This is a genomic window from Bacillus pacificus (assembly GCF_020861345.1).
Classification (GTDB): Bacteria; Bacillota; Bacilli; order Bacillales; family Bacillaceae_G; genus Bacillus_A; species Bacillus_A pacificus.
In genome coordinates this window covers 544,673-566,659 of the sequence record NZ_CP086328.1, presented here as the reverse complement: position 1 = coordinate 566,659, position 21,987 = coordinate 544,673, and the positions used below count along the sequence as shown (strand labels likewise).

The following is a 21,987-nucleotide window of genomic DNA, read 5'->3' as shown; positions in this document are numbered from 1 at the left end:
TATGATATAACGGAAATGCACATTAGTAAAGTATTATGTACAGTCGTGCTATAATACTTTAAGAATATGCTGAAAAGGAGATCGTTATGAAACAGATTTTTATTGGTATTATACGCTTTTATCAAAAGTTCATTTCTCCGATGACACCACCAACTTGCCGCTTTTATCCAACTTGTTCTCATTACGGATTAGAGGCGTTTCAAAAGCATGGCGCATTCAAAGGTTTTTGGCTTACTTGTAAGCGTATATTAAAATGTCACCCTTTCCATCCAGGAGGATTTGATCCTGTCCCAGATAAAAAGGATGACAAAGTACATTCTTAATTTTCGTAACCATTCACAACTAAATCTAATTTTCCTGTATCAGGATCGATAACAAGACCGTGAACAGGTACTTCTTCCGGAAGTAATGGGTGGTTGCGAAGTACTGATACGCTATGTTCTACACTTTCTTCCACACTAGAGAAACCGCGCAAGAATTGTTCTAAATCGATTCCAGAATAACGAAGCATATCTAATTTCTCTTCTGTTATACCGCGTTCTTTCATTTTCTCAATCGTACTGCTTGCTTGAATTTTTGCCATACCACAATCATGGTGACCAACTACACATACTTCATCAGCGCCAAGCTCATATACAGCGACTAAAATACTACGCATAATACTTCCAAATGGATGTGAAATAACAGCGCCTGCTACTTTAATAATTTTCACATCGCCGTTACGCATATTCATCGCTTTCGGCAATAGTTCAACAAGTCTTGTATCCATACAAGAAATAATTACCATCTTTTTGTTTGGAAATTTCCCCGCTACAAACTCTTCATACTTTTTCTCTTCAACAAATTTCTCATTGTATTGCAAAATCTCTTCTAATGACTTCATAGTAAGGAACCCTCTTTTCTCTCATTTACACTACATAAATAGTGTACCAAAATATGAAAAACTCAAAAAGGATATCGCTTTATAGTAAAAATAAGATATTTTCAGATAATCGACATAATTCTTTCAAAATATACACACAGCTTTGTAACAAGTCTCACATACTTTAAACGCATTTTCACTATAAACTGATTGTAGATAATGTAAAAAAGGAGTGAATATTTATTATGTCCGACGTTCTGTTACTGAGTCGTTTTCAATTTGCAATTACTGTTTTTTATCATTTTTTATTTGTACCTTTGACAATCGGACTTGTGATTTTAGTAGCGTGTATGGAGACTCAATACGCCCGCACATTGAATCCAACATACCGCAAAATGGCAAATTTCTGGGGTAAATTATTTACAATTAACTTCGTAATGGGGATTATAACCGGGATTACGATGGAATTCCAATTTGGAACAAACTGGTCTGAGTACTCCAAATATATGGGAGATATTTTCGGATCACCTCTCGCAATCGAAGCACTCGTTGCCTTCTTCTTAGAATCTACTTTCATGGGAATATGGTTATTCGGTAAAGACAAAATTTCACCAAAGTTCCGTGCCTTCTGTATGTGGATGGTTGCACTTGGAACAAATATTTCCGCCCTTTGGATTATTACAGCAAACGGCTTTATGCAAAACCCTGTTGGCTACGTCGTACGTAACGGCCGCGCTGAATTAAATGATTTCTGGGCACTCGTTACGAATCCATACGCTTGGAATATGTTCTTCCATACTGTAGTTGGTTGTTATATTGTTGGTGCTTTCTTCGTTATGGCAATTAGTGCCTATCACTTATTACGTAAAAATGAAGTTGAATTCTTCAAAAAATCATTTAAGTTTGGCTTAATGTTAGGCTTATTCGCCGCAACAATTACACCGTTTATGGGACATCAATCTGGTGTATCAGCGGCTAAATATCAACCTGCTAAAGGTGCTGCAATGGAAGCTGTTTGGGAAACTGGAAAAGGACAAGGCTTCTCAATTGTGCAAATTCCTGATGTCAAAAACGAAAAGAACTTTGAATTCTTAACGATTCCAAAGTTAGGAAGCTTCTTCTATACAAATTCATTTGATGGGGAAATTGTTGGTTTAAAAGATATTCCAAAAGAAGATCGTCCAAATGTTAACCTCGTGTACTATAGCTTCCGCTTAATGGTTGCACTTGGTATGTTCTTTATGGCATTAACTTGGTACGGTTTCTACTTAAACCGAAAAGGAAAACTAGAAAACTCAAAACGTTACTTAAAAATTACAATATGGTCTGTTTTACTACCATATATCGCAATTAATGCTGGTTGGATTGTTGCCGAAGTAGGTCGTCAACCATGGACAGTATATAAACTAATGCGTACCGCAGAATCCGTATCACCTATATCTGTCCCACAAATTTGGTTCTCATTAATTAGTTTAATCTTGTTCTACACTTTACTTTTAATCGCAGACGTATACTTAATGCTGAAGTTCGCCAAAAAAGGACCCGCAGCATTAGAGGAACCTGCTACTGAGGGAGGTGCAGCTCATGTCTCATGATATGCTTGCGATTATCTGGTTTGGTTTATGGGGCGTGATTTGGACAGTTTACTTTATTCTTGATGGATATGCACTTGGTAACGGAATGATTTTTCCTTTCGTTACGAAAGACCGACAAGAACGAAATCAATTACAAGAAGCAATTGGCCCGTTCTGGGGCGGTAATGAAGTGTGGTTAATTACAGCTGGTGGCGCAACATTTGCTGCCTTCCCAGTCACATATGCAAATATGTTTAGTTATTTATATACACCGTTATTCTTAGTATTACTTGCACTATTTGCTCGTGCTGCTGGACTTGAGTTCATGCATAAAGATGATTCACCAATTTGGCAAAAAACTTGTAAATGGGCATTTGCAATTGGTAGTTTCTTAATTGCTTTCCTATTCGGTGTTACATTTGCTAATCTTTATTACGGGCTACAAATCGGAAAAAATGGCTATGAAGGAAATTTACTTAGCTTACTAAATCATTACGGTATTTTAGGAGGTCTGTTCTTCACTGCTATATTCGTCGTATCTGGTGCACTTTGGGTTATGATTAAAACGACTGGTGAAGTATCTGACCGTGCTTATAAAATCGCTAGACCATTTTCAATGGCAGCTGCTATCATTTTAGCTATTTTCTATGTAGCAACTGCAAATCGTACAAATTTATTCCAAAACTTCACAGAATATCCAGTACTATTCATTCTTCCAGTACTTGCAATGTTAATGAGTGTACTCGCACTAATTATGGTGTACAAACATAAAATTGGTCTTGCATTCACATTCGTTTGCTTAACAATCGCAATGTTTATGACAACTGGCTTTGCGGGTATGTTCCCAAGAATGTTACCATCTCGTATTAATGATGCTTATAGTACAACGTTATACAACGCAGCTGGTAGTCAATTAAACTTAAAAATTATGTTCTTCGTTGCAATGGTTATGGTACCAATTGTTATTGGCTATCAACTTTGGAGCTACAGTATCTTTAAAAATAAAATTCATAAAGACTCTGCTAAAGGGTATCACTAAAATGAAAAAAGACACTTCGTTTGAAGTGTCTTTTTTATACGTATGATTTTCGATAAGATGTTATATTTCTAATCTAACAACTATAATACAGAAGAATCATTAACAGCTCACAGCTAGATTGTAGCACAGGACAAGTTCATCATTTTATGCAATTTTACATATTTCTCTATAAAGTAAACTGTATTCCTTGATCATTCACGTCGCTATCCCCTACATCTGCTGTACTAATACCACTAAATGTTTGTACTTTCATTCCTGTATTCGATGATCCTGATCCATTATACGCTTTCGTTTTTTCAATCGGCTGCACGTTATATTTATCTCCTAAATTAATCGTTCCATTGCAGTTTTCAATAATAACGCCTTCCACAACTGACGGCATTTTGTCACCTACTTTCATTTCCTTACTTTCATTTTATGAAAAGTGCCTAAAAAAATAGCATGTTTCCATAAGAAAAAGCACTCAATTTGAGTGCTTTTTCTTATTTACCTTTTTTCTTTTTCTCACAAGCAATTCCATCGCCATCACGGTCTAAATGCTTACCGTAATATGGACTATCTCTTGTAATGTCATAATATCCCGCATCGTTTGCTTCTTTGCAATTAGCAAAACGTTAATGTATTTTTCCATATTCTGTCGAACACAAAAAAGAATCCTGCAGGATTCTTTTTTGCTAAGCATGAATGGCAATTTTGGAGACAGTTGACTTCTTCAAAAATTTATTAGGGGTAATATTTTGAAAAAGAAAGCCTTTCATATGTAGGTTAACACCACTGGAATATATAGTAAATTGATAATGTTTATACGGAAGATTGCTAATGTTTAGTATAGATAGTTTCCACTATGCAAACAGTAAAAACATTCTATACTAAATAAAAAAAGGGCCTTCAAAGAAGACACCTTCCATAAACAGACACTATAAAACAGAATTATTTATTGTTATACGATTGTTAGATACAAAAAGTAGAGGGAAATGTTTGTATTAAATTCTGCTTTATAAAGTATGTCTACCACTTATATTTTAATCCTCTTCACTTGAAAATAAATATAATATGCATAATTACATACAAAAAAGAAAAGACACTCCATAGAGTGCCTCTTCAACCATTTTACTTTTAATATATCGCTTTACATACATTGTAACATATGTATCCATATATTTTATTGAGAAAATTCAAAATCCTTTTTCTTTCATTTCCAATTATAAAATCATGTAATATAAAAGGTATGTCAAATTCTTATACAAGTCGAGGTGTACTATATTTATGCTGTATTTCGGAATTATCCCTCTTATACTGTTTATTATTTTTCTTATCTCTTACTTAAAGGATCCGCGAAAAATAATAAATGGGTTTTTATTTAATACCTTTATCTGTTTTTTCCTTCTTTTTTGTGTGATTATATCTGTGAATTCAAGTAGTGATGTCTTACGCTATATTATAATTTTACCTATTTTAGCACTTCTCATTATGCTTCCTTTCGGTATTATTGCCTTAATGTTTGGGCTGTTTCTGAATGCTAGAATTTTAATGAAGCGAGAAGGACGACGTTTCACTAACTGTTTAACACTCCTTGCTGCTTTTGGGATATTATTCTTTATGCTATTGCCTATTATAAGTCCAGCAAGTTTGTTCTCATCACATTTCCAGCCTATTTTCGCTGGTATTTCTCTTATAACAGTATATTTCTTTATACACTTATCTAACTTCTTAAGCGCGTATTTTTTATACCAATTCAACAGACCAAGACGTAATCAAGATTTCATTATCGTTCTTGGTAGCGGCTTAATTAATGATAAAGTACCGCCTTTACTTGCAAGTCGTATTCATAAAGCAATCGACTTTTACTGGAAACAAGCCGCTGTAAATACGCCACCAACAATTATTTTCTCTGGTGGACAAGGTCCAGATGAAGGTCTTCCTGAAGCAGAAGCGATGCAAAAGTACGCTGTTCAAAAAGGAATTCCGCTTGAACATACAGTGCAAGAAAATCGCTCTGTAAACACATATCAAAATATGTTGTTCTCTAAAGAAATTATGGATTCTTTAAAGCCTGAAGGTAAGTATAATAGTATCTTTACAACGAACAACTTCCACCTATTCCGCGCTGGTATATATGCAAGACAAGCAGGTCTTAATAGCCAAGGAATCGGATCAAAAACTGCATTTTATTACTGGCCTAATGCAATGATTCGTGAGTATGTTGCGATTGTCGTGATGGGACGTAAACGCCATATGAAAATATGTGGAACTATTTTAGGCTTCGCTTTATTCCTAACCGTGCTTAGTTTTATCATTTCTTAATAGCATCCCATCCTTTGAAAGGATGGGATTTCTTATACTCATTTCAAAAATATTTTAAAGTTAATATGGTCATAATATTCCCTGCATACATCCATTAAAGGAGAATTTTTTCAAATTAAATGTTAAAATAAAATTTAGGTGTGAATGATGTAACAAACAAGAAACTAGTTTGAAACGAGGAAATTACATGGAGAAAATTATCAAAAACAAGCCCAATAAGCTAAGAATTGCTTCTAAAGCTTTGATGATTATTATTGGGGCATTTATCACAGCGTACGGATTAGAAGCAGTATTAATTCCAAATAACGTATCAGACGGTGGTGTAACTGGTTTAAGTATCGTTAGTTCAACATTATTTGGATTGCCATTAGGAGCTCTAATCGCAATTATTAACATTCCTTTCGTTTGGTTAGGATATAAGCAAATCGGTAAAAGCTTTGCGATTTATTCCATTATCGGGATTGCTTCATTAGCAATAGGTACCGTTGTCATGCATGATATACCAGCTATTATTGAAGGCGATACATTATTAGTTACAGTTGTTGGTGGTATTATCATCGGTTTCGGTATGGGACTAGCATTGCGTAATGGCGGGGCATTAGATGGAATCGATATGCTAGCTGTATTGCTTTCTCGTAAGTTACCATTTGGAACGAGTGACCTTATTTTATTCTTAAACATGTTCGTATTTATTTTCGTATCAACAGTATTCGGTCTTCAAGGAGCTATCCTTTCAGCAATTGCTTACTTTATTGCTTCGAAAGTGATTCATATCGTTGAAGTTGGTTTAAGTGGTTCGAAAGCATTTAAAATCATTACAAAAGAGCCTGAATTGATGGTAGAAACCATTCGCGATCGTTTAGGCCGAAGTGCAACATATAACGAAGTATACGGTGGTTATTCTAGAGAGAAATTCAAAGAAATCTCTTGTGTAATTAACCGTTTAGAAGAAAGTAAAATGAAAGAACTTATTAATGAAATCGATCCACACGCCTTTATTACAGTTTATGACGTAGCAGAAGTAAAAGGCGGTAACTTTAAGAAACGTGATATTCATTAATCATTATGAATAAAGAGGGTGTGCCAATATGCTGGCACACCCTCTTCTGTTATTGTTGTCAGTTTTTGTCGGTAAGTCGATATATTCCAATAATCGCTGATATATTTTTACTCCCCCCATCTTCCTCCACTTTTAATCCATGCCACGTATTTTTGAAAGGCTGGCACTTCTTGTTGGAAACGAAGCGGAACATACAGAAAAAGAGTACATGTACATAGTATCCATAGAATACCTACTACAAAGTGAAATTTCATCGTTGTGCTAATGAATAAACTTAAGAATAAGACGAGGAACATCATTACACTAAATCTTTTATACATAGTCATAATAATCTCCTCCTTATAAATTCATTGTACCAGCTATAAGGAATTAATTCCCACAAAAAAGACCGAAAAGCAAATTCCACTTTTCAGTCTCTCTACTATCTTCTCTTCGTAATCTTTCCTGAACCACCGACCCTCGTTTTCGGAGGAGATGTATTCCTTGGCGGCGTTTTAATAGATGATTTCGGCTTCACATCTGATCCGCTCGAACCACCTGGTGTTTTCGTTATTTTCCCTTTGCTTCCAGTAGAAGGCGGAGGCGTGCTGCTTCCTTTTTTCGTAATACTTCCTGTATCTCCTACAGAAGATTTTGAATCTACATTATCGCCACGCTTAATGATAGATCCTTTCCCTTCCTTCGTAATTGGAGGCGGGGTTTTCTTTTCTTCTTTCGTAGGCGGTCTCTCTGGAATAACTGGTTTATGATTTTGTCGGTCATTATATCCGCGATAATCACCGTACGATGATTTTCGCGAACCGAATATATCATTTAATATACTACCCATAATATATCCTTGCAGGAAGGACGGTTGGTAATTTTGACGGACAAACTCTTTATTACTTATTTCAATTAACGTATCAGATGGCTTCTCTTTATCCTTTTGCAGATTATAAATCTTATCAGAATAAACGAGGAACATTTGATTTTCGTCTTCTTTAGATGCTTGCTTCGGTTCTCTTTCATTCATGAGTTCCTTTGCGACTTCAGGAACTGACCGATTGGCGGCCCTATACACGTAAGATTCTTGTTTACCTTCCTTTGCGACAGATTCAAGCGGATAACGGTCTTGAATCGACTTTGTCTGCCCGCCCTGACAACCTGATAAGGCATATCCAGCAACAACAAGTAATGTAACGATAGCAAGTATAGGGATCACGAACGATTTAATCATGGTAAACAATCGGTTTGACATGATTACGCCCCCTTACGTTGCTCTTATAATTTGTACATCAGCAGGAATAATTGCTTCTCCCTCATACATCATTGTGCGACCATTTTGCCATTCAATACGTAATAATTTTCGATTATCCGATTGGAACTCCCATACATACTGTTCCTCTGAAGCTGAGAATGGTGTTTTCCCCATCACAACAACACGTCCGTTATATTGCTCTTCCATATGGTACTCTGTATCATCCATTTCAATTGTCGTCGGAATTTCATCAATCGAATCTAAACGACCATCAATTGGTGTATATAATTTGTAATACGTATTTTCACGGTCTTCAATTTTTAAATAACGAATATCTTTTCCGTCTTGCAGTGTTAAAACAATTTCTTTACGAGAATGCATACTCGTTTTCCCAATTAATTCATACATGACTAATGAAACTTCAACCATATCGCCAGGAGCTAACGTTAACAAACTTTTCTCTGGTTTCGGCGGTTCTGGGCTTTTCATTATATTTTTAATTCGTTTAAATAAACTCATGAGCTACCCCTCCTTCTCTCTTTATAAACAAGCACCTAAAATAAGTGCACCAACAATATGTAATGATCCGGCCAACATCGCATGAGCAACACTGCCTTCTTTCGTACCTTCTTCTAAATCTAAACCAGCCATTTTCTTTAACACAAATTCGATAAACATTTCTACCACTAATAAAATAACGAAAGAAACTGCTGATGCAAGTAGCGCTTGCCATAAGTCATTTGCTTTCGTTATCGATTGAGATAAAATGTACCCTTGTGCGAATAATTTCATAACGAAACGAGTTGTTACAGCTGTATTCCCATTTCTTATTTCTTTTAAATCATTGTATTTTGTAAAAATTGAATCAACCCACATAATTGCAAATAAAAGGACTGCACTCGCTCCAGTCCATACAAGCATGGCTAATACATTTGTCCATGTCATTGCAAAACCTCCTCTAAATATAATAGAAAACCGACATGAATTTGTTTAGACATGTCGGTTCATTTGTCTCTATTCTATATTATTTCTCATACTGCTTCATAATACGAGCTAATTCATCATCAACAGCAGAATTTTTGTTTAAGCTTGCGAATTCATCATCTAATGATTTTTCTTTCTTGTACACTTCACCGCTTGCTTCTGCTTCAGCCTCTAATTGAAGAGCTTTCTCTTCCATACGGCTTAAACCAGCTTTCGCTGAGTTTGAATCAAATCCAGACATCGCCTGATTAATATTCTTTTGTGCTTTCGCCGCATTTACACGTGCTACAAGTGTTTCACGTTTATTTTTCAGCTCTGTTAATTGCTTACGCATTTCTTCTAGCTTCAGGCGAAGATTATCAGCAGCAACTTTATTTTGCTCATAGCTTGCTTTATACTCATTCATCTTTTGCTCTGCATTTTGTTTTTCTTCTAATGCACGGCGCGCAAGATCTAAGTTGTTAGCTTGAACAGCCATATGAGCTTGCTCTTCACGTTTTTTCACAAGTGCTTCTTGCTCTTCAAATAATATTTTGAATTTCTTCTCAAGCGCAATTTGAGCTGCTACACTTTTCTCAGCTTCTTGTACATCCGCTTGCATATCGCGTAAATATTGATCCGTCATCTTAACTGGATCTTCCGCTTTTTCAATTAATGAATATACATTCGACATTGTTAAATCTCTTAATCGTTTAAATACAGACATCTAAATTCCTCCTATGATATACCTCATATTTCAAATTCACTACTTGGAAAACTTAAGAATCTCCCTTTACAGTAAAGAATATTCATTTTTACAGCCTATGTGTTTATTATAACAAAACTAATATGTCCTTACATGTTATTTCCAAAATACAGCCAATATAATATGACATTACCTACAAAACATTGTATTCCTAATATATTCTCATTAATTCTCTTCAAAATTGACTCATTTTTATGTACTTTCACTAAATTACATTATTGTAATGTTACTGTAAGCTAACTCGATAGTTACGTCTCCCTATTTCTTATACACTAATACCAGAAGCGACAAACAAGCTTCTCATCATTTCAAGACTAATACAAAAATTGTATTGACTATAAAACATATAAAAGGAGAAATCATCATGAAAAAATTAGTAGGAATCGGATTAGCAGCAGCAATTTCATTCGGAGCATTATCAGGTTGTTCTTTATTAGGAGAGAAAGCAAACGGCTTTGTACTATACGGATCAGAAGAACAAGTTCAGCAAATTACGGATAAAAATAAAAAAGAAGTGAAAGAAAAAGACTTCTATAAAATGAAAATGACAACATTAGATGGCAAAAAAGTTCTTGTCATGGATAAGAAAACTGGTGAAGAACTAGTGAAAAAAGAGTTACTTAGCAAAGTTGATGAAAAAGACGACACGAAACCACTTGATAAATTACCAGCTGTAACAGCAGAGCAAGGTGTATTATTTGCTAAAGAAAAAGTAGAAAATGCTACACTTGATGGGGCAAAATTAAAATATGAAGGCAACACAATTATCGGAAGTGGCCGTGCATACACAGATATGTATGCAATTGTTGATGACGCAACTTACAGTAATGTAAAAGGTGATGAAAAATCTGTTGGGGTATTAAAATTCGATAAAGATCCAAGTAAAGAATTCCCTGGAAAAAATGGTGTAGAAGCTTCTCAACTTGTAAAAATTAAAAAGTAATAAAAAAAGCTTTGCGACATTCGCAAAGCTTTCTTCTATTTATGAGCAATTTGCTCCATATCCGGACTACAAGTATTCGACTGACATGACTTATTTAAAGAACATGCCGCGCATTTTCCTTTTTTACTTCTCTTTACAAAATGAACTAACGTGTATGCTGCATAACCAAAAATGATAGCTCCAATTATAATATTGACCATCATCACAATACATCTCCTTCTAGAATCCGAGTAAGGATCCAACTTGGTATATAATGAACGTTAATACATAAGCAACAACGAGTGGATACACGACAGAGAAAATCGTCCACTTCGCTGATCCTGTTTCACGTTTAATAACAGCTACTGTCGCTAAACACGGAACATATAATAAAATAAAGAACATAAATGCATAAGCTGATAATGCTGTATAATGTGCTCCCATTACATTTCCAAGCACATCTTCTTTCACCGCATAAATAATGGCCATTGTAGAAACGACCACTTCCTTCGCTAAAAATCCTGTTAAAAGGGATGCTGCAGCTTGCCACGTTCCAAAGCCAAGCGGTGCAAATAGTGGTGCGATAAATCCACCAATCATTGCTAAGAAACTGTCTCCCATATCAACACCAAATCCTGATGGACCTGCATAATTTAATAGCCAAATGACAACAGAACCACCGAAGATAAATGTACCTGCTTTGCGAACAAATCCCTTCCCTTTCTCCCACGTACTTAACCATAATGTTTTCGCTTGTGGCACGCGGTAAGGAGGTAGTTCAATAACGAAAATAGATTTTTCCGCTTTTAAAATGGTAAGAGACATAATTTTTGTAACTAATAACGCAAGGACAATACCTGCAACATATAAGGAGAACACAACAGTTGCCTGACTATGAGGGAAGAATACTCCCGCAAATAATGCATATACAGGTAAACGTGCCGAACAAGACATAAACGGTGTTACAAGAACTGTAAGTAAACGTTCTTTTTCTTGTTCAATCGTTCTCGCTGCCATAATACCTGGAACATTACATCCAAAACCGATAATCATCGGAATGAACGCTTTTCCGTTTAAACCGAAGAACTCCATAATTCGATCCATAACAACTGCAATTCGCGCCATATATCCTGAGTCTTCTAATAATGAAATGAAAAAGAATAGTGCAAAGATTTGTGGAACGAATACTAATACGGCACCAACACCGGCAATAATACCTTCTGTAACGAGTGCTTGAATAAAATCAGAAGCTCCAACACTTGTAAGCCCAGCTGTCACCCAATCCGTAAGCTGTCCACCAAAAAACTCATCTAACATATCCGATAAAGGTGTCCCAATCCACGTAAACGTAACCTGAAAAATAAAAAACATAACTGCTAAAAAGATTGGAAGTCCTAAAATTTTATGTGTAATTAATCTATCAATTTTTTCTGAAAAAGGAATTTTTCCTTCTTTCTCATGCTTCATAACATTTGTTTTTAACTTTTCAATATACGCTTCACGAGTTTTGTAAATATGCTCTTCCAACGTACAATCAAGTTTTTCTTCTAAGCGAGATCGAATGGCTATGAGTTCCTTATAGATTGGTAATGCTTTCATTTCTTTTTCTACTACTTCGTTATTACTTAGAAATTGAAGGGCTAACCATCTTGGATGCTCATAATTCGCTTTCTCTAAAAGAGAAATTACTTCTCCAATTCCTTCATCCATTCGTACACCATATGAAATAATGAATGGCTTTTTCTCGTTTTTGTCATTTTCTTTAAGAGTCGCAAGTAATTCTTCACAGCCTTTTCCACTTCTTGCAACGACAGGAACGACTGTTACACCTAATAGTTCTGCTAATCGTTTTACATCAATGACAATTCCTCTTTGCTTCGCCACATCAATCATATTTAAACCAATTGAAACGGGCTTACCAAATTCAAGTAATTGCAACGTTAAATGCATATTTCGTTCAAACTGCGAAGAATCCACAATATTTAACATATGATGAAATTCTTCTGTTAATAGAAAGTTTGTTACAACACCTTCATCACGTGAAACTGGATTTAAATCATACACACCTGGTAAATCAATTAATGTTCCTTGCTTATCTTTTAATTTACCAACCTTCTTTTCTACTGTTACACCGCTCCAGTTTCCTACATACTCATAAGAACCAGTAAGTGCATTAAATAATGATGTTTTTCCTGTATTCGGATTCCCTAGCAAAGCTACCTTATTCACGCTAATTCCACCTTTATCATTTTCGCGTCACAATGACGAATACTAATTAACTGTCCACGACACTCCAATGTACAAGGACCTTTAAACATCGCTTTCTGTTTCAGGCGAAGTTCGCTTCCTTCAGCAAGACCGAAAGCAGCTAGTCTACGCTTTAATAGCTGATCTAAAGACTGAATACTTTTTACTAACACTTTCTCGCCAATTTTAATATCTACTAAGCTCATAACCTTCCCCCTCAGAAGAGAATGATAATTATTTTCAAAAAAATTATACCACACCCAATTTCTCTTGTACTATACCCTTTTGCTTCATATTTATTAACATTTCACTACAATTCTATTTCAATCATTGTCATAACAGATTCATTTGCCATTCTCATCCATTTCACTTACAATAAACAGTAGCAAATAAAGAATCTCGTTATCACAGGGGGAGCCATGCCGCTGAGAGGGAACACTTCGTTCCGACCCTTCGAACCTGTTAGTTAATGCTAACGCAGGGATTGTGCAAACGTCCGAAATACATACCTCTTTTTATTTACGTATTTCGTATCCTCCTATGATATCTATTCTTTTTTGTACAACTTGGATTTAGGGGGAGACAACATGCGTAACACCAATTTACAAGCGATGATCGAATCTGCTATTCTTGCAGCCTTCGCCTTGGTCATCGACATTTTACCATTATCAATCAAACTTCCAACAGGCGGTTCCATTTCATTTGCTATGATTCCTATTTTTATTATTGCATACCGCTGGGGCTTTAAATCGGCTTTCTTAGGTGGTTTAGTTTGGGGACTATTACAAATTGTCGTGGGAGATGCTTACATTTTAACACCTGTTCAAGCATTCATTGAGTACTTCATTGCCTTTGCTTTTATCGGATTTGCTGGCTTATTCTATCGTCCAATTCAAAAAGCACTTTTAACGTCTAATGAAAATAACTTAGAACAACCCAGTTTAGGTAGCCGTAAAGACAAACCTTCATCAAAACAAAACGAAGGTAAGAAAGTCCTTGCTTATATTATCCTTGCTACATTTATCGGTAGCTTTGCTCGCTATTTCTGCCACTTTATTGCTGGTATTATTTTCTGGGGACAATATGCACCGAAAGGTCAATCAGCTGTGCTATATTCATTAATCGTAAATGGTAGTACAATGATTGGTTCCTATATTCTATGTACCATTTTACTTATCTTTTTATTCCTTACTTCACCACGCTTATTTAAGAGCATCAGTGCTTATCAACTAAATGCAAACAAAAAGGGCGCTTAATGAGCGCTCTTTTTTCATATCGTAATATCAATTAAAAATACAATAAATGCACAAAAGAAAATAAATACCATTATACTTAGCCAATTGCTATGCACGGTTCATCGACTCCTTACATAACCTCATTTTCTAACCAGATTATATCGTTTAAAAATAAAGATTAGGTAAAGATTATATGAAAATAATTAAAAAAAGCGTAGATCATATTGTCTACACTTTTTTCGGTAAATAAAAGTAAAATAACACACCATCTTCTGTATTTTCTGCCCCATATTCAGCATCATGTAGTTCTAAAATATTCTTTGAAATGGCAAGTCCAAGCCCCGTCCCACCTTGTGAACGCTGACGAGCTGCATCCACGCGATAAAAACGATCCCAAATTTTATCTAATTGCTCTTCTTCAATGTGAGTACCTTTATTTTCAATGCATACTTTTATACGATCTTTTTCATCTATTGTAGAAATAATAATATCTTCTTTATTTGGTGTATAACGTATTGCATTCGTAATGAAGTTCACGATGACTTGTTCAATGCGGCCTTGATTTGCGACTACTTCAAATGGACCTATATTTTTATGAACATGAAGTTCTTTTTTCTCTATTTCTACAGAAAGGTGTTCACATATATCATCCATTACTGTATCGATATAAAATGGATCCTTTTTCATTTTATATGTGCCTGACTCAAATTTAGCTAACTCCAGCATATCCAAAATTAACGTATCCATTTTATCTACTTCTCGTTCCATCGCCCCAAAATAGTATTCTTTTTTATGCTCAGCTACTCCATCTTTTAAAATAGAAATACAGCTTTTCATAATACTGAGTGGTGTTTTTAGTTCATGCGAAACACCAGAAATGAATTCTTTCCGCGTATTTTCTAATTTTCTTTCCTTTTCAATATCTTGTTCTAGCTGTCCAATATGGGAATGGAGTTTATTTGATAATACATTAATATTTTTTGATAAATCACCAATTTCATCTTTTGAAGTAATCGGTATTTGTTCTGTGAAATCTAAATGTGCTATTTTCTTCGTTGTATCATTTATTTTTAATAGCGGCTTTGCAATTTGTTTTGAATAATAGAATGACGCTAGAAAAATAAGAACAACTACAAATGCAATGATGTAAATGTAGTAATCTTGCACCATTTGTACAGCTTCATCTACAGGCTGTAAAGAAGCCATCGCATATATATAAGTTACCGATCCATCTTTTTCTTTTATTGGTTTCATTAATAATTTATATTTTATATCATTTTTTTCATAGTCCATTGTCTTTGTTGAATATTCGATTTGATTACTCTCTTTTAATACTACATCTGTTTGAAATTCTTTTATACTATCCAAAAATAAAGTGTTTTTATAAATTGGATTTATGGGTCCTTTTACATCAGGGAATTGTACTTTCGTAATACGTCCGCCTATGATAGCATCTAGTTCTTGAGCAGCTGGTTCCTGAACGGCCGGCCTCTTTTCTTTACCAACTTGTTCCCCAACTGCTTTCATCTTCTCCTTAAATGCTTTTTCTAACGGTTTATTCAATCCATTTAAATTCTCCTTAGATAGAGAGAAAGAAAATGGAATAAAACGATCTTCTTTTTTCACTCCAGAAAAATAAATTTCTTGGCCTAAAAATTGATTTGATGGTTTATTATCAATCTCCTCTATATTGACGAGATTGTATAGGGGAATTTTGAATATTTGTTGTCCAAATCTCTTTTGTTGCCAACGATTTATCGTTACCTCAAAATAAAAATCATCTGCATGTTTTAAATTCCCGTTCTGATCTAATGTCGTAATCCACGTATTATTTTCTCTTAAAAAGTCTTGCTCCAGCTTCTGCATTCCTTCTACACTTCCTGCATAGTTCAAATAATTTTTTTCGAAGGAATTTAAATTCAATTTAATATCTTCCACTTTTCTATTCGCATAATATTGTTTAAAAAATATCGTTTGTCCAATAAATATCGTCGCTAAAATTAACATACATAATGCTGTTGTGAGGATAAATAATTTTAGTACAATCCCTTTTCTCATACATTCCCCTCAAATTTATAACCTGTTCGTACTACAGTTGTAATGTACTTTGCTTTCTCTCCTAATTTATTTCTTAAATTACGAATATGGCTATTAACGGTTCGGTCATCACCAGCAAATTCATATCCCCAAATTCTTGAAATGAGTTGCTCTCTTGTTAAAACGATCCCTTGATTTTTCATAAAGTACGCTAATATTTCAAATTCTGTATGTGTTAAATTAATATCTGTTTTATCTACCATAACAGTACGCGACGGAAAATGGACATGGATACCATGAATCGATAATGTATCATCTTCATTCTCTAAAAGTTGCTTTGTCACTTTTCTACTCTCTAACAACCTTTTTGCTCTTGCTAATAAAATTGGTGGGCTATATGGCTTCGTCACATAGTCGTCCGCCCCAAGTTCAAATCCAAGTAACGTATCATCTTCATCTACACGTGCCGTCAACATAATGATAGGAACCTCGGATGTTTTACGGATTCTTCGGCAAACGGACCACCCATCGAGTTTCGGCAACATAATATCTAAAATAACTAAATCAACCTCTTCTTCCTCAAATACAACTAAAGCTTCTTTCCCGTCTCTTGCTTCAAACACTATATACTGCTCACTTAAAAAATAATCTTTTAATATTTCACGTAATATATCTTCATCTTCCACAATTAAAATATTTTTTGACATAACTTATATATCTCCCTCCCGCCTTCATAAACTATAATTTCACTTTGAATAACTAGCAGTTAACTTCGCCTCTATAATATATCTATCTGGCGCATCCCCTATATAATTAAATGGGTAACAAGTTGTCAGTGTTAATATCGGTTCTTCTTTTTTTATAATAACAGTACGATCATCTGCATCGGTAATCCATATCTTTTGAATTTCATATGTGTACGTTTTATTATCATACTCTAAAACAAGGGTGTCTTTTTCTTTTAACTCTCCTAAATCTGTAAATACAGTATCCCGGTGCCCACTTAGTACAGTATGGCCCCCTCCAGATGGCGTTGTCGTTACATCACTAACAAACATTCCTACTCCTTTTTTCAACGTTGCCTCACTTGCTCCCCAATATATAGAAAACTTCTTCTTTATTTTCGGTATATTTAATAGTGCAACCTTTTCCCCTTCTTTATGTTCTGTTTGAGAAGAAGGCACTTGAGAAGTTACGGGAGTTTCATGTGAAATTTGATTACGTTGTATGTTGTTAAGGCTCTTTATTTCTTCTTTCGTTAGTTGCCCGGCAGAGCTTTTTCCTTTATACCATTCCATAGCATAATATGATCCCATACATAGTCCTATAGCCATCAATATGATACCGATATAATTGAGTAACTTCATGTTTTATCCCTCCATGCCAAAAATGGTAGGAATAACCTACCATTTTTAATATATGAAATTATCCCATTCTTTATAGGACAATATTTTATTTACGCCTTAACTTTATTACGACGATTCAAACCAAATAATGTCCCTATCCCTACAAGACATGCGCTTAGTGCCATCATTGCTACATGATTAGATGCTGTATTTGGTAATTTTTCACCTTGTACCGCTGGCTTTGCTACTTCTTTTTTCGCTGCAGCATTTGTTTGTTGTACTTGCGCTGCTTCTTTTTTGGCTATATCATTTTTTAACTGTTCTTGTGCGATTCTCTTTTTCTCTTCCTCACTCTTTGGTGCAGCCTTTATCGCTTCCTCTTTTTTAGCCATGTCACTTTTTTCTTGTGCTTGTGCTGCTTGTTTTTTCTCTTCTTCTTTTTTAGCCTTATCTTGCTGCTGTTGCACCACTTCTTCCTTCGTTACTGTTCCAGTATCCGCGCTTGCTACTGAAGAATATCCTACTGTTAAAAGTGCCATTGCACAGATTGGTAATAGTTTCTTTTTCATTTCATTTCTCTCCTTCTATACGTTTTACATCACTTCGCATCGGATGTATCACTAGAATAAACAAGAGATATAAATATAAGATGCAGATGAAATATATTTCATTTAAAGATTTCATTGTAAAAAAGGTTATCCGAAATCATCTTCGGATAACCTTTTAAAATTAATCTACACTTAAAGCCTTCTTGCCCATTTGATTATAAATACTTGCAAACCGGCTCTTACTCACTTTTACATTTTTCGTCCCATAGAACGGATCATTATAGTATACATAATTATCATCCACACCTGTTAAAACAACCGCATGCGTATTCATTCTTGCATAAATTATTTTTCCGCCTGGTGTTTTCCACGTTGTAACCGCTCTTGGATTATTTAAAGCGACCGTTACCCACGTCACTACTGGCTTCCCATTTCTCACATAGTCTTCTAAAACAGAAAGATCATTTCCAGTTAAATTCGTTCCTCTCGCATATTTATCTAACAAACGTTTTAATGGTTCTGGATTAATAGAATATCCTGGCGTATTTCCCGTCACATCACCTACAAACCCTACATCTGGATCTCCCCAAATTTGTGATGATGTTTTATAGTTCTTTAATTTCGCTTGATCAAAAGGCATTTCAAAAGCAAATGCTACTTTATTTAATGAGCGACCAATTTGATGTTCTACAAGCATTTGTAAAGAAACGACTTCACAGCCATTATGCAATTCTGGGAATTGATACAGTGACGGTACGTTCAGTATAACTTGACTGCGATTAATATTTCCTTCATTAACCCACTTTAACCCATTACTAGTTTGAATTTGAATCCAACCACCCTCTCTTTCACCATAAACTTCGACTGTCTGTGGTGCATACTTTCCTGATACACGAGATACAAAACTTGGACTATCATAAGCAAAGAACACTTTAGATAAATACTTCGCTTCTTTTTTCGTATCTAACCATTGATAGCCTGCATATGTACGTATACGAAGCCAAGTTCCTCTTTCCTCTACAACCGTTACTGCTTGAGGACCATAATAATCTAGTATATTCGCAGATCTGAAAGGAGCATCATAAGTAGTAAAGTCTCTATCAATCTGAACTTTTTTGTCTATTAAACAGACCCACTTATAGCCTAAGTCCGTATAAACTTTAATCCAATTTCCTTCTCTTTCTTCAATAACCGTTACAATTTGCGGAGCATACTCACCTGAAATCCCTGAAGATAAGGATGCCTCATTATACGTCAAAAAGTTTTTATTCATATTCACTTTCTTTTCAACTAAACAAACCCACTTAAAACCAGTATCCGTATGAATTCTAATCCAGCCACCATCTCGCTCTTCATACACTGTTACTTCCCTAGGGCCATATTCCTTTGAAATTCCAGATGATAAAGATGGTCCGTTATACGTAAAGAATTTTTTCGAAATGCTTACCTTCTTCATCTTCAACTCATTGTCTTTAGACTTATCTGTAACTGCGACGAGCTGTGCTGCCTCTGCACGTGTAATGGATCTATCTGGTTGCCAACGTCTTCCATCAACACCACTTGATATACCCATGCCAACTAAAATATTAATGAATTTCTCACCCCAATGATCTTTTACATCAGGAAATAATGTTGGTAATTCTTCATGAACCTTTTTCTCTAATTGATAGGCTTGGACTAACATCGTTGCCATAGCAGCTCTTGTCATTTGACCATTCGGATTGAATTTCCCGTTGCCTTCCCCTTTAATGACTCCTGCCTTTTCCACAGCAGCAATATAAGGAGTTGCCCAATGATCTTGAGAGTCTGTAAAAGTTGGTTTCTCACCTTCACTGACTTCTAATTCTAAAATTTTCGCCATAATTGTAGCTGCTTCAGCTCTGCTTAATACTTTGCTTGGTGAAAATGTTCCATCTGGCATCCCAGAAATAACTTTTTTATGAACTAAATAATAAACAGACTCTTGTGCCCATCCTGGAACGTCAGGAAATGATTGCGGCGCTGCCTGTATCGAACTTACAGCTTGTTTTAATTCTATTTCTCCCTTTTCCTGTTCTTCTTTTTGCTTTAATTCAAGCTCTTGCTTCTTCTGTTCTTCTTTCTGTTTTAATTCAAACTCTTGTTTCTTCTGTTCTTCTTTCTGTTTTAATTCAAGCTCTTGCTTCACCTGTTCTTCTTTCTGTTTTAATTCAAGCTCTTGCTTCGCCTGTTCTTCTTTCTGTTTTAATTCAAGTTCTTGCTTCGCCTGTTCTTCTTTCTGTTTTAATTCAAGCTCTTGCTTCGCCTGTTCTTCCTGCTGTTTTCGTTCAAGTTCTTGCTTTATTCGTTGCTCCAGCTCTAGTCGTTGCTTCTTCAATTCTTCCTGCTGTTTTCGCAATTCATCTTGTTGCTTCTTTAACTCTTCCTTCTTTTTTTGTTCTTCAAATTCTTCATGAGCTTTTTCTTCTTGGCCATTGTTTTCTTTTACTTCTACTCCATCCTTTTCTTTAAGTTCTTCTTGGCTTTTTAATTCATTCGTTTTTTTCTCTTGATCATTGCTCTTTACCTGTAATGGATTCTTCTCTTCAAGTTCTTCTTGCTGCTTTTTCAGCTCATTTAATTCCTGATACACTTCTTCTATCTGTACGTTATGTTCACCAGCTTGTTCCAGTAACTCTTCTTTTTTCTGTTTTAAATCATCTATTTTAATAAATAATTCTTCCTGCTGTTTTAAAATTTCTTCTCTTTTTTCTAATTTCATTTCTCGTTCTTTTGCAGCTTCTAATTGTTTTTGTAATTCACTTTTCTCATTGCTCTGCATATGCGATACAGCTTCTATACTATTTCTCGTTTTATTTTCAATTTCAGCTAGAGAGCTAGAAGGAAATGTTAATAGATTTGTCGCTAACAAACTCGCTACTGCAATTACACTATATGTTTTCATCATACACACACCTTTTCAAATTTTATTACGTTCATATTTTCATACTAAATGTAAAATGTAAGATTCCTCCATAATCATAACAAATTTTTCCTCAAACAAAAGACTTTTTGCAAAAAAGAAAAAGAGCACTGTATCAATGCTCTTTTCGGGTGTGTGTCTCAATTATTTACATGTTACTTTCGCGTGATTTAGAAGTAGAACGGGCCGGAGCGATAACTAATTGTCTCGGCTCAGTTTTCTTTAAGTGATTTTTGACGTTACACTTACGACGTTGAACAACCCACGCTTTAATAGGGTTTGTCAAAATAATTTTTTGCTCTTCGTTAGGGGCCTCTTCTTCCAACCTACAACTTTCGCTCCATTTATTCCATTTCATTGTAAATTTAGAAGAAGAATGATCGTCTTCTCGATCAAACAAGTGCAAAAAATCCATCTCGCCAGCTAGCATTACGGTGTTGCTAGTTGCTAAAAAAGAAAAGGTCGTCCAACGTTTCTCCATGCCCTCCTACTCCTTTTTCACATATAGAGTGCCTAAAACTGAATTTACCTAAAATATGCTTGCCTTTTACCTTACACCCATAGTTTATCCAAAACACTACTATGCAACTATCGATTTCCCTTACAACTACCTTACATTTTTGTAAGAAACAAAAAAACCTTCACTATGCATATGTGAAGGTCTCTTATTTCTTATCTATATGATCTTTCATATCATCAAGTCCAGCTTCTTGTAGCTGCGACATCATACCATGAGAAATTGCGCCTAATACTAAAGTCATTCCAATTAGTGAAATCCGAATCGCTGGTACATCAATTATGTAAGCTAACAAGCCAAGAACAATTGTTAAAAGTAATGCTTTTATAAATGTTGCACTTGTATACTCTTTCTTTTTCATCATAATCACCCTTTATGGAAGCGTTTTC

The 21,987-nt window shown here is 35.1% G+C and carries 24 protein-coding genes, 1 pseudogene and 1 riboswitch; of the genes and pseudogenes, 7 read left to right on the top strand and 18 right to left on the bottom strand.

Going from position 1 to position 21,987, the window contains the following annotated elements; genetic code table 11:
* Positions 1-86 precede the first annotated feature (86 nt).
* Complete coding sequence (gene yidD / locus LMD38_RS02900; RefSeq protein WP_000809329.1) at positions 87-323, top strand: membrane protein insertion efficiency factor YidD; 237 nt, start codon at positions 87-89, stop codon at positions 321-323.
* Here yidD and LMD38_RS02895 read toward each other — a convergent pair.
* Entirely contained in the window at positions 320-883 is a 564-nt protein-coding gene (locus LMD38_RS02895; protein ID WP_000838160.1) for a beta-class carbonic anhydrase, read from the bottom strand. The genes yidD and LMD38_RS02895 overlap by 4 nt on opposite strands.
* 224 nt (positions 884-1,107) lie before the next feature.
* Between LMD38_RS02895 and cydA the strand changes: the two genes are divergently transcribed.
* A complete protein-coding gene (gene cydA / locus LMD38_RS02890; protein WP_001286198.1) occupies positions 1,108-2,457 on the top strand; it encodes a cytochrome ubiquinol oxidase subunit I in 1,350 nt (449 codons plus the stop codon).
* Positions 2,447-3,475 (top strand): cytochrome d ubiquinol oxidase subunit II, encoded by a 1,029-nt coding sequence (gene cydB / locus LMD38_RS02885; protein WP_000017662.1) that lies wholly within the window; start codon positions 2,447-2,449, stop codon positions 3,473-3,475. The genes cydA and cydB overlap by 11 nt, the downstream gene beginning before the upstream one ends.
* Positions 3,476-3,641: 166 nt before the next feature.
* On the opposite strand, the gene LMD38_RS02880 is transcribed toward cydB, so the two are convergent.
* Both LMD38_RS02880 and LMD38_RS02875 read right to left on the bottom strand, forming a co-directional pair.
* A complete protein-coding gene (locus tag LMD38_RS02880; protein ID WP_011040784.1) occupies positions 3,642-3,875 on the bottom strand; it encodes a spore germination protein in 234 nt (77 codons plus the stop codon).
* A gap of 82 nt (positions 3,876-3,957) precedes the next feature.
* Positions 3,958-4,089, bottom strand: a pseudogene (locus LMD38_RS02875) (excalibur calcium-binding domain-containing protein); the annotation flags it as partial.
* 652 nt (positions 4,090-4,741) lie between these two features.
* Between LMD38_RS02875 and LMD38_RS02870 the strand changes: the two are divergent.
* Together LMD38_RS02870 and LMD38_RS02865 are read left to right on the top strand one after the other, a co-directional pair.
* Entirely contained in the window at positions 4,742-5,779 is a 1,038-nt protein-coding gene (locus LMD38_RS02870) for a YdcF family protein (protein ID WP_062822615.1), read from the top strand.
* Between the two features lie 187 nt (positions 5,780-5,966).
* The gene (locus tag LMD38_RS02865) at positions 5,967-6,839 is read left to right on the top strand and encodes a YitT family protein (protein WP_000411247.1); all 873 of its coding nucleotides are present in this window, start codon (positions 5,967-5,969) and stop codon (positions 6,837-6,839) included.
* A gap of 107 nt (positions 6,840-6,946) precedes the next feature.
* Here LMD38_RS02865 and LMD38_RS02860 read toward each other — a convergent pair whose 3' ends face one another.
* The 5 genes from LMD38_RS02860 to LMD38_RS02840 all read right to left on the bottom strand — a co-directional run bounded on the left by LMD38_RS02860 (position 6,947) and on the right by LMD38_RS02840 (position 9,766).
* The gene (locus LMD38_RS02860) at positions 6,947-7,165 is read right to left on the bottom strand and encodes a hypothetical protein (RefSeq protein ID WP_000180109.1); all 219 of its coding nucleotides are present in this window, start codon (positions 7,163-7,165) and stop codon (positions 6,947-6,949) included.
* A 95-nt stretch (positions 7,166-7,260) separates the two neighbouring features.
* Entirely contained in the window at positions 7,261-8,076 is an 816-nt protein-coding gene (locus tag LMD38_RS02855; RefSeq protein WP_000071211.1) for a DUF4247 domain-containing protein, read from the bottom strand.
* A 12-nt stretch (positions 8,077-8,088) separates the two neighbouring features.
* Complete coding sequence (locus LMD38_RS02850; RefSeq protein ID WP_000051759.1) at positions 8,089-8,595, bottom strand: DUF4178 domain-containing protein; 507 nt, start codon at positions 8,593-8,595, stop codon at positions 8,089-8,091.
* A 21-nt stretch (positions 8,596-8,616) separates the two neighbouring features.
* Entirely contained in the window at positions 8,617-9,021 is a 405-nt protein-coding gene (locus LMD38_RS02845) for a DUF350 domain-containing protein (RefSeq protein WP_062822614.1), read from the bottom strand.
* A gap of 79 nt (positions 9,022-9,100) precedes the next feature.
* The gene (locus LMD38_RS02840; RefSeq protein ID WP_000110282.1) at positions 9,101-9,766 is read right to left on the bottom strand and encodes a PspA/IM30 family protein; all 666 of its coding nucleotides are present in this window, start codon (positions 9,764-9,766) and stop codon (positions 9,101-9,103) included.
* Positions 9,767-10,169: 403 nt separating this feature from the next.
* Between LMD38_RS02840 and LMD38_RS02835 the strand changes: the two genes are divergently transcribed.
* Positions 10,170-10,748, top strand: coding sequence for a lipoprotein BA_5634 family protein (locus LMD38_RS02835; protein ID WP_000737465.1), 579 nt, complete (start codon positions 10,170-10,172; stop codon positions 10,746-10,748).
* 35 nt (positions 10,749-10,783) lie between these two features.
* Here the strand turns inward: LMD38_RS02835 and LMD38_RS02830 are convergent, their stop codons facing one another.
* The 3 genes from LMD38_RS02830 to LMD38_RS02820 are packed head-to-tail and all read right to left on the bottom strand — an operon-like array spanning position 10,784 to position 13,180.
* Positions 10,784-10,951: a FeoB-associated Cys-rich membrane protein gene (locus LMD38_RS02830; protein WP_000989581.1), complete on the bottom strand. Its 168-nt coding sequence runs from the start codon at positions 10,949-10,951 to the stop codon at positions 10,784-10,786.
* Between the two features lie 16 nt (positions 10,952-10,967).
* Positions 10,968-12,956, bottom strand: coding sequence for a ferrous iron transport protein B (gene feoB, locus LMD38_RS02825; protein ID WP_062822613.1), 1,989 nt, complete (start codon positions 12,954-12,956; stop codon positions 10,968-10,970).
* A complete protein-coding gene (locus tag LMD38_RS02820) occupies positions 12,953-13,180 on the bottom strand; it encodes a FeoA family protein (RefSeq protein ID WP_000060512.1) in 228 nt (75 codons plus the stop codon). The genes feoB and LMD38_RS02820 overlap by 4 nt, the downstream gene beginning before the upstream one ends.
* A gap of 194 nt (positions 13,181-13,374) precedes the next feature.
* Positions 13,375-13,476, top strand: a riboswitch (TPP riboswitch).
* A gap of 85 nt (positions 13,477-13,561) precedes the next feature.
* On the opposite strand from LMD38_RS02820, the gene thiT reads away from it, so the two are divergent.
* Positions 13,562-14,230 (top strand): energy-coupled thiamine transporter ThiT, encoded by a 669-nt coding sequence (gene thiT, locus LMD38_RS02815; RefSeq protein ID WP_062822612.1) that lies wholly within the window; start codon positions 13,562-13,564, stop codon positions 14,228-14,230.
* Between the two features lie 207 nt (positions 14,231-14,437).
* Here the strand turns inward: thiT and LMD38_RS02810 are convergent, their stop codons facing one another.
* The 7 genes from LMD38_RS02810 to LMD38_RS02780 all read right to left on the bottom strand — a co-directional run bounded on the left by LMD38_RS02810 (position 14,438) and on the right by LMD38_RS02780 (position 21,962).
* Positions 14,438-16,267, bottom strand: a complete 1,830-nt coding sequence (locus tag LMD38_RS02810) for a sensor histidine kinase (RefSeq protein ID WP_001225333.1) — start codon at positions 16,265-16,267, stop codon at positions 14,438-14,440.
* Positions 16,264-16,953, bottom strand: a complete 690-nt coding sequence (locus LMD38_RS02805; protein ID WP_061183685.1) for a response regulator transcription factor — start codon at positions 16,951-16,953, stop codon at positions 16,264-16,266. The genes LMD38_RS02810 and LMD38_RS02805 overlap by 4 nt, the downstream gene beginning before the upstream one ends.
* 39 nt (positions 16,954-16,992) lie before the next feature.
* Complete coding sequence (locus LMD38_RS02800) at positions 16,993-17,613, bottom strand: class D sortase (protein WP_000771564.1); 621 nt, start codon at positions 17,611-17,613, stop codon at positions 16,993-16,995.
* A gap of 89 nt (positions 17,614-17,702) precedes the next feature.
* Entirely contained in the window at positions 17,703-18,161 is a 459-nt protein-coding gene (locus tag LMD38_RS02795; RefSeq protein ID WP_016718752.1) for an LPXTG cell wall anchor domain-containing protein, read from the bottom strand.
* Positions 18,162-18,321: 160 nt separating this feature from the next.
* Positions 18,322-21,063 carry an S-layer homology domain-containing protein gene (locus tag LMD38_RS02790; RefSeq protein WP_080454438.1) on the bottom strand — a complete coding sequence of 914 codons (2,742 nt, stop codon included), beginning with the start codon at positions 21,061-21,063 and terminating at the stop codon, positions 18,322-18,324.
* Between the two features lie 166 nt (positions 21,064-21,229).
* Positions 21,230-21,562 (bottom strand): hypothetical protein, encoded by a 333-nt coding sequence (locus LMD38_RS02785; RefSeq protein ID WP_000415599.1) that lies wholly within the window; start codon positions 21,560-21,562, stop codon positions 21,230-21,232.
* A gap of 184 nt (positions 21,563-21,746) precedes the next feature.
* Positions 21,747-21,962, bottom strand: coding sequence for a hypothetical protein (locus LMD38_RS02780; protein ID WP_029141217.1), 216 nt, complete (start codon positions 21,960-21,962; stop codon positions 21,747-21,749).
* Positions 21,963-21,987: the final 25 nt, after the last annotated feature.

Coding starts and splice junctions, on each gene's coding strand:
- yidD (WP_000809329.1), top strand. CDS start 87: ATGAAACAGATTTTTATTGGTATTATACGCTTTTATCAAAAGTTCATT.
- LMD38_RS02895 (WP_000838160.1), bottom strand. CDS start 883: ATGAAGTCATTAGAAGAGATTTTGCAATACAATGAGAAATTTGTTGAA.
- cydA (WP_001286198.1), top strand. CDS start 1,108: ATGTCCGACGTTCTGTTACTGAGTCGTTTTCAATTTGCAATTACTGTT.
- cydB (WP_000017662.1), top strand. CDS start 2,447: ATGTCTCATGATATGCTTGCGATTATCTGGTTTGGTTTATGGGGCGTG.
- LMD38_RS02880 (WP_011040784.1), bottom strand. CDS start 3,875: ATGAAAGTAGGTGACAAAATGCCGTCAGTTGTGGAAGGCGTTATTATT.
- LMD38_RS02870 (WP_062822615.1), top strand. CDS start 4,742: ATGCTGTATTTCGGAATTATCCCTCTTATACTGTTTATTATTTTTCTT.
- LMD38_RS02865 (WP_000411247.1), top strand. CDS start 5,967: ATGGAGAAAATTATCAAAAACAAGCCCAATAAGCTAAGAATTGCTTCT.
- LMD38_RS02860 (WP_000180109.1), bottom strand. CDS start 7,165: ATGACTATGTATAAAAGATTTAGTGTAATGATGTTCCTCGTCTTATTC.
- LMD38_RS02855 (WP_000071211.1), bottom strand. CDS start 8,076: ATGTCAAACCGATTGTTTACCATGATTAAATCGTTCGTGATCCCTATA.
- LMD38_RS02850 (WP_000051759.1), bottom strand. CDS start 8,595: ATGAGTTTATTTAAACGAATTAAAAATATAATGAAAAGCCCAGAACCG.
- LMD38_RS02845 (WP_062822614.1), bottom strand. CDS start 9,021: ATGACATGGACAAATGTATTAGCCATGCTTGTATGGACTGGAGCGAGT.
- LMD38_RS02840 (WP_000110282.1), bottom strand. CDS start 9,766: ATGTCTGTATTTAAACGATTAAGAGATTTAACAATGTCGAATGTATAT.
- LMD38_RS02835 (WP_000737465.1), top strand. CDS start 10,170: ATGAAAAAATTAGTAGGAATCGGATTAGCAGCAGCAATTTCATTCGGA.
- LMD38_RS02830 (WP_000989581.1), bottom strand. CDS start 10,951: ATGATGGTCAATATTATAATTGGAGCTATCATTTTTGGTTATGCAGCA.
- LMD38_RS02820 (WP_000060512.1), bottom strand. CDS start 13,180: ATGAGCTTAGTAGATATTAAAATTGGCGAGAAAGTGTTAGTAAAAAGT.
- thiT (WP_062822612.1), top strand. CDS start 13,562: ATGCGTAACACCAATTTACAAGCGATGATCGAATCTGCTATTCTTGCA.
- LMD38_RS02810 (WP_001225333.1), bottom strand. CDS start 16,267: ATGAGAAAAGGGATTGTACTAAAATTATTTATCCTCACAACAGCATTA.
- LMD38_RS02805 (WP_061183685.1), bottom strand. CDS start 16,953: ATGTCAAAAAATATTTTAATTGTGGAAGATGAAGATATATTACGTGAA.
- LMD38_RS02800 (WP_000771564.1), bottom strand. CDS start 17,613: ATGAAGTTACTCAATTATATCGGTATCATATTGATGGCTATAGGACTA.
- LMD38_RS02795 (WP_016718752.1), bottom strand. CDS start 18,161: ATGAAAAAGAAACTATTACCAATCTGTGCAATGGCACTTTTAACAGTA.
- LMD38_RS02790 (WP_080454438.1), bottom strand. CDS start 21,063: ATGAAAACATATAGTGTAATTGCAGTAGCGAGTTTGTTAGCGACAAAT.
- LMD38_RS02785 (WP_000415599.1), bottom strand. CDS start 21,562: ATGGAGAAACGTTGGACGACCTTTTCTTTTTTAGCAACTAGCAACACC.
- LMD38_RS02780 (WP_029141217.1), bottom strand. CDS start 21,962: ATGATGAAAAAGAAAGAGTATACAAGTGCAACATTTATAAAAGCATTA.